Raw genomic sequence first — 10,754 nt, 5'->3', positions numbered from 1 at the left:
GCCGTGCAGATCAAGGCGATCGAGGAAGGGCTTCTGTCGAAGCGGTAATCCCGAAACTGTCCTCGCGAGGCACAGCGTGCCGTGGCGACCCCGGATCGACGTCCGGGGCGCCGTCTTGCGGGGATCCCCGGGATTGCTTCGTCGCCGCGCTTCTCGCAAGGATCGCGCATGGCCCCGACCCTTCCCGCCGCGATCCCCGATGCGCTCTACCTGCTCGACTATTTCGGGCTCGCCGTATTCGCTGTCTCCGGCGCGCTGCTCGCCGCCGAAAAGCGCCAGACGCTCGTCACCTTCCTGTTCTTCGCCACCGTCACCGGGGTCGGCGGCGGCACCATTCGCGACCTGCTGATCGATGCGCCGGTGTTCTGGATCCACCGCAACGCCACGCTGGTGATCTGCCTCGCCGCCGGGATCGCGGTGTGGTTGACCGCACGCCACCGCTGGAACGAGCGCACCCTGCTGTGGTTCGACGCGCTCGGCCTCGCCGCCTACTCGACCTATGGCGCGTCGAAGGCGCTGGCCTATGGCGTCGCCCCGGTTCCTGCCTTTGCGATGGGCGTGCTGACCGCTTGCGCCGGCGGCATCATCCGCGACGTGCTGGCCGGCGAGCCGTCGATCCTGATGCGTCCCGAAATTTACGTCACCGCCGCCGCACTCTCGTCGGCGCTGTTCGTCCTGCTGACCCTCGCCGGCCTGCCGTCATTACCCGCCGCCGCGATCGCGTTCGTCGCCGCCTTTACCCTGCGCGGCTTCGCGATCGCTCGCGGCCTCAAGCTGCCGGGATATGGCAAACGTTAGACGCGCACCCTTTCGCAGCGCAGCAAAATCGTTCAAACGGGATCCCATGACCGAAGATTTCTATCGCATCCGCCGCCTGCCGCCCTACGTCTTCGCCGAAGTGAACGCGATGAAGGCAGCGGCGCGGGCGCGGGGCGAGGACATCATCGACCTCGGCATGGGCAATCCCGACAGCATGCCGCCCAAGCACGTCATCGACAAATTGTGCGAAGTCGCGGCCAAGCCCAATGCCCACCGCTATTCCGCGTCGAAGGGCATCCCCGGCCTGCGCAAGGCCCAGGCGGCCTATTACAAGCGCCGCTGGGACGTCGATCTCGACCCCGACAAGGAAGTCATCGTCACGCTCGGCAGCAAGGAGGGCCTCGCCAACCTCGCCCAGGCGATCACCGCCCCCGGTGACGTCGTCCTCGCGCCCAACCCGACCTATCCGATCCATACCTTCGGCTTCATCATCGCCGGGGCCGCGATCCGCTCGATCCCGGCCGCGCCCGGCCCGGACTTCTTCACCCGGCTCGAAATGGCGATGCGCTTCACCGTGCCCCGGCCGAAGGTGCTCGTCGTCGGCTATCCGTCCAATCCGACCGCCTATGTCGCCGACCTGCCCTTCTACGAGAAGCTGGTGGCCTACGCTCGCGCGCATGATCTGATCGTCATTTCCGACCTCGCCTATGCCGAAATCTACTTCGGCGATGTCCCCACCCCGTCGCTCCTCCAGGTCGATGGCGCGAAGGACGTCGCGGTCGAGTTTACCTCGATGTCCAAGACCTATTCGATGGCCGGCTGGCGGATGGGTTTCGCGGTCGGCAACGAGCGACTGATCGGCGCGCTGACCCGCGTCAAATCCTACCTCGATTATGGCGCCTTCACCCCGATCCAGGCCGCCGCCACCGCCGCGCTGAACGGCCCGCAGGACTGCATCGCCGAGAATCGCGCGCTCTACAAAAAGCGCCGCGACGTCCTCGTCGAAAGCTTCGGCAAGGCCGGCTGGGACATCCCCGTGCCACAGGCGAGCATGTTCGCCTGGGCCCCGATCCCCGAACAATATCGCGAGCTCGGCAGCATGGAATTCTCCAAGCGCCTGCTGGTCGAAGCGGGCGTCGCGGTCGCTCCCGGGGTCGGCTTCGGCGAGGAAGGCGAGGGGTTCGTCCGCATCGCCCTGGTCGAAAACGAACAACGCCTCCGCCAGGCCGCGCGCGGCATCAAGAAGATGCTGGCGAAGGGATGATACTCCCCACCCTCGACGCCTTCGCCACCACCAACGGCGAGGTCGCGCAGGTCATCCAGTCGGCGGTTGCGCCGGTGTTCCTGTTGGCCGGCATCGGCGCCTTCCTCAATGTCTGCGTGGGGCGTCTCGCCCGCATCGTCGACCGCGCGCGAAGCCTCGAGCCGCGCCTCCTCGCCAGCCGCGGGGACGAGCATGACCGGATCATCGGCGAACTATACGTCCTCGACAAGCGCATCCGGGTCGTCAACGCGGCAGTGTTTCTGTCGGTCAGCGCCGCCGTGCTGATCTGCCTGGTCGTCATCCTGCTGTTCGCCGGACAGCTCGCGTCGCTTCATTTGGGCACGCCGATCGCACTATTGTTCATCGTGGCGATGATCGCCACCGGTCTCGGCTTCGCCATCTTCCTTTACGAAACCCGGCTCGGCACCCGCGCCGTGCGCGTCCGTACCCATATCCTCGAGCATCAGGTGGACTAGGCCACACCCGATTAGGGCGTAGCGGCCGATAAGCGCTTGGCGTAACGCCCTGAGCCGTTATCCTGCCGGCGCTCATCAGGGGGATAATCGATGTTCGCGTTGCTCGCTGCTACCGCCCTGGCCTCGTCGCCAGTTCCCGCACCCGCCACCACCGGTCCCCCGGCGTTACCTGTCGTCAGCACGCCCGTGGCCGTCGCCCAGCCGCCGGTCGATCCCGCCCGCCTCCTCATCGCCCGCACCACGGCCGGCGCGCTGTTCAGCGACGGCACGATGGCGCGAATGCTCGATCGGATGCTCAGCAACGCACCCGGAAGCTATGCCTCGTGGGTCCTCGACATGACGCCCGGCGATTTCATGGCGATGGTGCCGCCAGGCACGTTCCCCGCGACTCCGCCCAAGGATTCGCCCGAAATGCACACGACGTTCCGCCAGATGGCGGCCAAGGGCGATCCCTTTTTCGACCAGCGCTTCAGCGCCATTCACGACGCCGTCGTCGCCGAGGCTGCCCGCCTCGGCCCCAGTTTCGAGCCGCAGCTGCGCGACGGACTGGCGACCTCGCTCGCACGGCGCTTCACCGCTTCGCAGCTGACCGACATGAACCGCTTCTTCCTGACCGAATCCGGGCGCGCCTTTGCCGAGGAACGCTATCTGGTGTGGCTCGATCCGGCGGTGTTCAAGTCGATGATGAGCGCCATGCCGGCCCTCATCAAGGAGTTCCCGGCATCGGCGCAACGCGTCAAGGCGGCGGTCGACCGCTATCCTTGGCCCAAGAAAGCGACCACGCCCGAAGCTGCGCCCAAGAAGACCGTGCCCCAAGAGGCATCCCCGCGCCGCAAGAAGTGACGCGGCTCTGCCTCGACAAGCTCACATCTTCTCGACAAAAATGGCTGTCGCTCCTATCCCGCCCCGCGAAACAGGAGCCATGAATGACCGATAACAGCCCGCGCGCGAGCAGCGTCCTCGACCGCGTCCTCGTCCTCGAAATGGTTCGCGTGACCGAAGCTGCCGCCATCGCCGCGTCGAAGCTGGTCGGGCGCGGCGACGAAAAGGCCGCCGACGCCGCCGCGGTCGAGGCGATGCGCGCCGCGCTCAACGAACTGCCGATGGACGGCACCGTCGTCATCGGCGAGGGCGAGCGCGACGAGGCACCGATGCTCTACATCGGCGAGCGCGTCGGGCTGTACCGCCCCGACTCCGGCACGCCCGGAAACGGCCCCAAGATCGACATCGCGCTCGACCCGCTCGAAGGCACGACCATCACCGCCAAGGCCGGCCCCAACGCGCTCGCCGTCCTCGCCATCGCCGAGCAGGGCCACCTCCTCAACGCCCCCGACACTTACATGGACAAGATCGCCATCGGCCCCGGCTATGAACCCGGCCTGGTAAGCCTGACCCGCACCCCGTCCGAAAATGTCACCGCGCTGGCGAAGGCCAAGGGCTGCGAGATCGGCGAGATCATCGCCTGCGTCCTCGATCGTCCGCGCCACGGCGCGATCATCGCCGAACTGCGCGCGCTCGGCTGCGGCATCATGCTCATCCCCGACGGCGACGTCGCCGGGGTCATCGCCACCTCCGATCCCGACACCGGCGTCGACATTTATCTGGGCCAGGGCGGCGCGCCGGAAGGCGTCCTTGCCGCCGCCGCCCTGCGCTGCATCGGCGGGCAGATGGAAGGCCGCCTGTTCTTCCGCAACGACGACGAGCGCGCCCGCGCCCGCCGCTGGGGGATCGAGGACCTCGACCGCATCTACAAGCTGGAGGAGATGGCCAGCGGCGACTGCATCTTCGCCGCCACCGGCGTTACCGACGGCTCGCTGCTCAAGGGCGTCAAGCGCCGCCAGGGCGGCATGCTCGAGACCGAAAGCATCGTCATGCGCGCCAGCTCGGGGACCGTCCGCCGCGTCAGTGGCCAGCACTATAAGGGCGTTGCCTGACACCGCCGTCGAACCCCCGGATCATCGCCGCTGGGGCTTTCCTCGGTGCGTCGGGCGTCATGGCCGGCGCCTTCGCCAGTCATGCGCTCAAGGGCAATCTCGGCGTCGAGCAACTCGGCTGGTGGCAGACGGCAGTCCAGTATCAGTTGTGGCACGCGCTCGCGCTCTTGCTGACCGCCGCCCTCCCGCTCCGCCGCCGCGCGCCGGTCGCCTGGCTGTTCGGGCTGGGCACGATCATCTTCTCGGGTAGCCTCTATCTGATGGCCTTGGGTGCGCCGCGCTGGTTCGGCGTGATCACCCCGATTGGCGGATTGTCCCTGATCGCCGGCTGGGTTGTGCTCGGCTGGGCTGCAATCCGCCAGCGCAACCCAGCCTAGACAGCTGAAGCGATCCGCCGATAGCGCCCGCCCGACGAAAACACTTTCCTACTCGGCGCGATCGTGAAACGGTCGGCAATGGCAGACACGGCAGGGCAAGCGAAACAGCGAGTCCCACGACAATAGGAAAATATATTCTTGCGGGCGTTCGCGAAATAGCCGGCACCGCGTGTACTTTCGTGAACTTTGGCGGCAGAATCCGGCGGCAATAGTTTTTCTTACCCTTTTTCTGGCGACGTTCCGATGAGCCGCGAAGACCATGCCTGCGGCGTCACCGCCTCGCTCCTCGGTCAGCCGTGGCGCTGGCGGCGGCGCGGCGGGCCCGATGGCGGCGGCGACGATCTGGGCCTCGATCTCGTTGACCAACTCCTTCTCGCGCGCGGCATCGAACAGTCCGATCTCGCCCGCCACCGCAACCCGCGGATCCGCGATTTCCTGCCCGATCCGTCGCACTTCGCCGACATGGACAAGGCCGCCCGCCGCCTCGCCGATGCCATCCAGGTCGGCGAGCAAATCGCGATTTTCGGCGATTACGACGTCGACGGCGCGACCTCGGCGGCGCTGCTCACCCTGCTCCTGCGCCGCCTCGGCAACGATCCCATCGTCTACATTCCCGACCGGCTGATGGAAGGCTATGGCCCGTCCGGAAGGGCACTGGTCCAACTGAAGGCGCGCGGCGCGAGCCTCGCCGTCACCGTCGATTGCGGCGCGCAGGCCTATGACGCGCTGGCCGAAGCCGCCACCGCCGGGATCGACGTCATCGTCTGCGACCACCACCAATGCGCCACCGCGCTCCCGACCGCGCTGGCGATGGTCAATCCCAACCGCCTCGACGAGGGCGAGATCGGCGCCGCTCACGGCCATGTCGCGGCAGTCGGCATGGCGTTCCTGCTCGGCACCGCCCTGATCCGCGAACTGCGCCAACGCGGCCGCTTCGCCGAAGCGCCCGAGCCCAAGATCATCGACCTGCTCGATCTCGTCGCGCTCGGTACCGTCGCCGACGTCGCCAAGCTCAAGACCCTCAACCGCGCCTTCGTCACCCAAGGCCTTAATGTCATGGCCGGCCGCCAGAACATCGGCCTTGCCGCGCTTGCCGATGCCGCTCGCCTGACCCGCGCCCCGCTATGCCGCGACCTCGGCTTCGCGCTCGGACCGCGCATCAATGCCGGCGGGCGGGTCGGCAAGTCCGACCTCGGCGTGCGTCTGCTCACCACCGACGATCCCGAAGAAGCGCGCACCATCGCTGCCGAGCTCGACCGCCTCAACGAGGAGCGCCGCGCGATTGAGCTGACAGTGATCGACGAGGCAAGCGCTGCCGCCGAGGGCCAGGCCGACGCGCCGCTGATCATCGTCGCCGGGGCGGGCTGGCACCCCGGCGTGATCGGCATCGTCGCCAGTCGCCTGAAGGAGAAGTATGACCGCCCGGCGATCGTCGTTGCGATCGAGGCCGACGGCACTGGCAAGGGCTCGGGCCGCTCGATCTCGGGCGTCGACCTCGGCGCCGCGATCCTCGCCGCCAAGGACAGCGGGCTGCTCGTCGCCGGCGGCGGTCATGCGATGGCGGCCGGGCTCACGCTCGCACCCGATGGCATCGAGCCGCTGCGCAGCTTCCTCCACGATCGCCTGGCCGCCGATGTCGCCGCCGCTCGTGGCACCCGCGCGCTCCTGCTCGATACGATGATCAGTCCGGGGGGAGTCACCGCCACGCTGTGCGATCAGCTCGACGCGGGCGGACCCTATGGCGCTGGCTGGCCGAGCCCGCGCGTCGCCGCCGGCCCGGCCCGTCTGTTGCGCGTGACCATCGTCGGCAACGGCCATGTCCGCGGCCTGGCGCTCGGCGACGACGGCAAGAGCTTCAAGTGGATCGCCTTCCGCAGCGTCGACACACCGCTCGGCCAGGCGTTGCTCGCTTCACCACCCGACCGCCGCTGGTGGCTGGCCGGGTCGATCAAGCGCGACGACTACAACGGCAACGGCGCCGCCGAGATGATCCTCGACGACGCCGCCCCCGTTTAGCCCAATGTTGCCTGTGTCAGGCGGCCTTCGTGGCCAGCGCCGGACGCCCGCGACGGAGCGAAACGCCGCTGCGCGCTTGACCCTTGTCCTACCCTGCCCTAATCGCCCCGCCAGCCTTACGGCCCCTTCGTCTAAGGGTTAGGACGCGGCCCTTTCACGGCTGAAATACGGGTTCGAATCCCGTAGGGGTCACCAGTTAAAAATCTGAATAATATACGTTTTCGTTGGCAATAATCGGACCGGGGTGCCTCATCCCCCAATATCTCCCTAATATGGCGATCGGCGAATGCTCGCGCGAACATTGTTCGTCCTTGTCCGACAACGTCGCGTTGCAAGCTGGAGCTAGTGAGCATTCGTCGCAAAACTCGATTCACCAAGACGGTTTGGCCGGGCCAATGGCGAATTACCCCGTCGTGAATTTCACGTGTGTGCCGCCGCTGGTAAAATCCACGCTGTGGTTTGTGCCAAGTTCGATTTAGCGCAAAAAACCTGGACGCTTCGTCACATCATGCCTCGAGCGACCCTCGCGGGCTTCCGACCGGTTCAGGCGACGTTGGCAATGACCATTCCCTACCTTACCCTGGCAGCTAGCGCAGTCGGTGGGCTGATTGGCGGCCTGATACGGCTATTGCCTGGACTTCGACGCGGATCCGCGCGTCGCTTCCTTGTGGGCATTGCCGTCGCCCTGATCGTCTGCATGCTGGTCTTCGGCCTCTACGCGGTCGGCGTGAATGTTCTGCGTGTCGATCCGAAGGTGAAGCGGGGCGCCGCGCTTGTGTTCGTGATTTCAGCAATGGGTGCGTACTTCGGCTCAGGGTTGCTCGGTGGCCCGAAACCGCCGCCCTCCGACGAGTAAGGCAAGGACGAGGGCTAGATGCCGTCACCAGGCGGCGGGCGGTAGCCAGCAGTTAAGGCCTCGAAGGCGTAGTCGGGCGTACCGGACCATCTCATTCGGTATAGAGCGCCTTGGACGACCGATTGCACGACGTTGGGCCACGGTCCTGCAATGCAGGTCCCGCCCAGTATCCCTGATCGAGGCGTAGATAATGCCATTATGCCGTGCGCGCGGGCGGATGCCGCAACTGCCTTGCCTTCGGGATATCTGATGCTGGGTCTGGATTGGGCAGGGGTGCTCGGGATGATGGCGGAGATCGACAAAAGTCCCCGACATGCTCGCAATCATCTCGACGGAAGACCACCGCGTGGAAGTTCCCGGCATCAGCACGCGCGTTGGTCAGATGATAGCCGGCCTCCGCAAGGCAGTCTTTGCCGCCAGCTCGGCGTACAAAGCTCCTCGCTTGACGGGATTGAAGCGATTTGGCTGTCTCGGCTTGGCATAAGCAAAGCTCGCATTGATGAATTTGGCATGCGGCACGCCGTGAATAAGTTCGGCTACCGCCAGGCCGCCAGTACCCCGCTCTTCGGCGATCAGGCGGCTGCTGGTGGCGCCTTCAATTTCGGAAAGGGCAGCTTGGTCATTACTGCTATTCGCGGGGGGGACAGGACGGGCTCGCGAAGCCGGGCAGTCGATACGAGCCTGATAGTGCGAGGGAAAGCCGCGCGCACTTCTGTCACGGCACTGTTGTCGTCGTCATAGCCCGCCACGAAGCGCGTCGATACTGGCGAGTCTCGAGCATGCGCGGAATACCGCCCACGATCATGGCGTCGATCAGGGATTTGCGGTCAAACACCGGTCCGCGATTGGCGAGCCTGGGCCAGCGATCAGCCATCTCATCGGCGAAGAGCAAATGCAGGCCTTGAACGCGCCGATCAACACCGACGCGCGAACAGGTTTGAGGATGCCAGTCGACCCAAGACGGCGTAAACGAGGCACCTTGAGCATTGAGCGGATTTCCCGCTCAAATGCCTAGAATTTCACGCGCAGCCGCCCGTTCACGCTGCGCCAAACCGCTGGTCACGATCGTCCTGCTGTTGAGGATGCTGCCGGCACCCCTGACGCCGACGCTGGCGCGGCCGCCGGCAATCTCGCCGATCGTGCCGCTATTGGTCACGTCTGCGCGAGTAGCCGGATTTCCGAAACCACCGTCGATTCCAATGCTGCCATCAAGGCTAATCGTTCCGCTGTTGACGATGGTCCCGCCGCCGGCGATCGCGATCACGGGGCTGGCGTAATGCCCGGCCGGAATGGAGTCGCGCGCGATGATCGTGCCCGCATTTGTAAACGATGTCGCCGCGCCAGTGATCACGGCTGGAGTCGCGTATCGATACGGATCGTCATGGATTTCGGTGATTCGTTCCGCGACTGGTTAAACGCAGATGATTGTCGATCGAAGGATAAGGCGGCCTGAGTACCGACGGGCTGGTGAGATTCAGGACCGTCGCACTGTTTTGCACGAGGTCTGCGGTCAGATCGACCGTTCCATTGCCCGAAAAGTCGACGGCGAAGTTGTGTGCGCTTGGCTGGGTCAAGGTGAGCGTTGCGCCGCTTCCGAGCCTCAAATGGTTCATCAAACGACCGCCGTTAGTTAAGTTCGATGATTGATCGACCCACATCGTGCGTCGCTGACCGGTCCATTGATCGCCGGAAAGTCTGCTCCGCTCAGTCGTGAAGCTTGGCGCCCTTGGTTCCCTTGCCCGCCGACAGCCTCTGCCAGACGGAGGGATCGAGGCCGCGCGCGATCTCGTCGGCCGAGCCGGCAACGGCGGGTTAGCCGGCCCAGGATCCGAAGTGATGGTCCGAGCCAGGTCGCTCGTACAAGCCTCAATGCTGAGACGGTGATGAATGAATTGCGCCGGCATCTGCCGCCCGGTGACTGGCACAGGGTCGTCGCAGCGCTCGGAGGGACAGCCCACTCGCCGGCTTTGGCTCGTTGATCGTTCCAGAGTGGAAGAGGAAAAGACACGCGTGCGCTCGCAGATAAACGCTATGACCCCTTGGTGTGGGGACGGAGAAACGGTCGGGATGACGTTGTCGTTGAGTGACATTAGCAAGAACTACGGTCGCAGGTACGTCCTGCGGAACGTTGACGCAGAGTTCCCGATCGGCCTGACTTTGCTCGTCGGACCATCAGGCTCGGGGAAGTCGACGCTTCTCCGTCTCATCGCGACCGCTGAGAAGCCGAGCACGGGCTTGATCGCCTGGAACGGCGAGCCGTTGCCCGCCGCGCGCCGCAAACTCCGAGAAACGCTCGGCTATGCGCCCCAAGCCGTCGAACTCCCGGACGATCTCACCGCACGAGAGTTTGCGGATCATATCGCCGCGTTGAAGGGTTTGGACGCGAAGTCGGCTGGTCGTCAATTCGCGGCGGTGGCCGACGTACTCGGCATTCACTCGGACAACGATCGCTTGATCGGCGCCTTTTCCGGTGGAATGCGCCGCCGCCTTATTTTCGCCCAGGCGCTGCTCGGCGAACCTGGGCTGCTTGCGATCGACGAACCGACGGCGGAACTCGATGCGGATAGCGCAGCTCTAGTTAGCAGTCTCATTCTCGAACCGCGCGGACATCAGTCGTAGTGATGACGACGCATCTGGCGGACAAGCTGGCTCCGCACGCCGTACAGACGCTTCGCATCGGCGAGGAGGGGGGCTCGCGCAGTGACGGTGGCGGTGCTTCAATCCACGATCCGAACGAACCTGATTCGGTATCGTCGGAGCCTGGGCCTTTGGCTCTTGCTGTTGGTGGGCCCGGTCGCGGCGCGATTCATGATTTCGGACGAGCAAAGCCCAGGGATCACCGTGGCCGTTGGAAATCATCTACCCGTGCTGACGTCTTCGGTGCTGGGCGTGTGGCTGGGTATCGTCGTGTCGACGCTCCTGTTGCCGGTGGCCTGGGTCTATCTTAGGCTCCAGACTCATTCAGAGCCAGAACGCGAGTGCCGTGGCGAGGGCCACTCCTGATAGGAAGTTGGCGGCGAGCTTGTCGTAGCGGGTTGCGACGCGGCGGAAGTCCTTGAGGCGGCAGAAGGC

Annotated in this window: 11 protein-coding genes, 1 tRNA gene and 2 pseudogenes; 10 read left to right on the top strand and 4 right to left on the bottom strand. The window is 65.4% G+C overall.

Features of this window, described 5'->3' with window-relative positions; genetic code table 11:
• The first annotated feature begins 168 nt into the window (after positions 1-168).
• The 9 genes from RMN84_RS05615 to RMN84_RS05575 all read left to right on the top strand — a co-directional run bounded on the left by RMN84_RS05615 (position 169) and on the right by RMN84_RS05575 (position 7,682).
• Positions 169-798: a trimeric intracellular cation channel family protein gene (locus RMN84_RS05615; protein ID WP_309611214.1), complete on the top strand. Its 630-nt coding sequence runs from the start codon at positions 169-171 to the stop codon at positions 796-798.
• 46 nt (positions 799-844) lie between these two features.
• The gene (locus RMN84_RS05610) at positions 845-2,023 is read left to right on the top strand and encodes an LL-diaminopimelate aminotransferase (RefSeq protein ID WP_309611213.1); all 1,179 of its coding nucleotides are present in this window, start codon (positions 845-847) and stop codon (positions 2,021-2,023) included.
• The gene (locus tag RMN84_RS05605) at positions 2,020-2,499 is read left to right on the top strand and encodes a DUF2721 domain-containing protein (RefSeq protein WP_309611212.1); all 480 of its coding nucleotides are present in this window, start codon (positions 2,020-2,022) and stop codon (positions 2,497-2,499) included. Before RMN84_RS05610 ends, RMN84_RS05605 begins: the two co-directional genes overlap by 4 nt.
• A 90-nt stretch (positions 2,500-2,589) precedes the next feature.
• Positions 2,590-3,342 (top strand): hypothetical protein, encoded by a 753-nt coding sequence (locus RMN84_RS05600; protein ID WP_309611211.1) that lies wholly within the window; start codon positions 2,590-2,592, stop codon positions 3,340-3,342.
• Between the two features lie 83 nt (positions 3,343-3,425).
• Entirely contained in the window at positions 3,426-4,433 is a 1,008-nt protein-coding gene (glpX, locus tag RMN84_RS05595; RefSeq protein ID WP_309611210.1) for a class II fructose-bisphosphatase, read from the top strand.
• A gap of 59 nt (positions 4,434-4,492) precedes the next feature.
• Positions 4,493-4,810, top strand: a complete 318-nt coding sequence (locus RMN84_RS05590; RefSeq protein ID WP_309611209.1) for a DUF423 domain-containing protein — start codon at positions 4,493-4,495, stop codon at positions 4,808-4,810.
• Positions 4,811-5,053: 243 nt separating this feature from the next.
• A complete protein-coding gene (recJ, locus tag RMN84_RS05585; protein ID WP_309611208.1) occupies positions 5,054-6,826 on the top strand; it encodes a single-stranded-DNA-specific exonuclease RecJ in 1,773 nt (590 codons plus the stop codon).
• 120 nt (positions 6,827-6,946) lie between these two features.
• Positions 6,947-7,021: transfer RNA gene (locus tag RMN84_RS05580), tRNA-Glu, on the top strand.
• A 364-nt stretch (positions 7,022-7,385) separates the two neighbouring features.
• The gene (locus RMN84_RS05575; RefSeq protein ID WP_309611207.1) at positions 7,386-7,682 is read left to right on the top strand and encodes a hypothetical protein; all 297 of its coding nucleotides are present in this window, start codon (positions 7,386-7,388) and stop codon (positions 7,680-7,682) included.
• Between the two features lie 715 nt (positions 7,683-8,397).
• Here the strand turns inward: RMN84_RS05575 and RMN84_RS05570 are convergent.
• From RMN84_RS05570 to RMN84_RS05560, 3 genes and pseudogenes are all read right to left on the bottom strand, one after another.
• A complete protein-coding gene (locus tag RMN84_RS05570; protein ID WP_309611206.1) occupies positions 8,398-8,574 on the bottom strand; it encodes a hypothetical protein in 177 nt (58 codons plus the stop codon).
• A gap of 111 nt (positions 8,575-8,685) precedes the next feature.
• Positions 8,686-9,033: a hypothetical protein gene (locus RMN84_RS05565; RefSeq protein WP_309611205.1), complete on the bottom strand. Its 348-nt coding sequence runs from the start codon at positions 9,031-9,033 to the stop codon at positions 8,686-8,688.
• A gap of 356 nt (positions 9,034-9,389) precedes the next feature.
• Positions 9,390-9,527 (bottom strand): annotated as a pseudogene (locus RMN84_RS05560) (IS701 family transposase); the annotation flags it as partial.
• Positions 9,528-9,761: 234 nt separating this feature from the next.
• Here RMN84_RS05560 and RMN84_RS05555 point away from each other — a divergent pair.
• The gene (locus RMN84_RS05555) at positions 9,762-10,301 is read left to right on the top strand and encodes an ATP-binding cassette domain-containing protein (RefSeq protein ID WP_309611204.1); all 540 of its coding nucleotides are present in this window, start codon (positions 9,762-9,764) and stop codon (positions 10,299-10,301) included.
• 342 nt (positions 10,302-10,643) lie between these two features.
• Here RMN84_RS05555 and RMN84_RS05550 read toward each other — a convergent pair.
• A pseudogene (locus RMN84_RS05550) lies at positions 10,644-10,754 on the bottom strand (IS5/IS1182 family transposase); the annotation flags it as partial.

This window comes from Sphingomonas sp. (genome assembly GCF_031380695.1).
Taxonomy (GTDB): Bacteria; Pseudomonadota; Alphaproteobacteria; order Sphingomonadales; family Sphingomonadaceae; genus Sphingomicrobium.
This window is presented reverse-complemented; position numbering and strand designations above follow the sequence as displayed.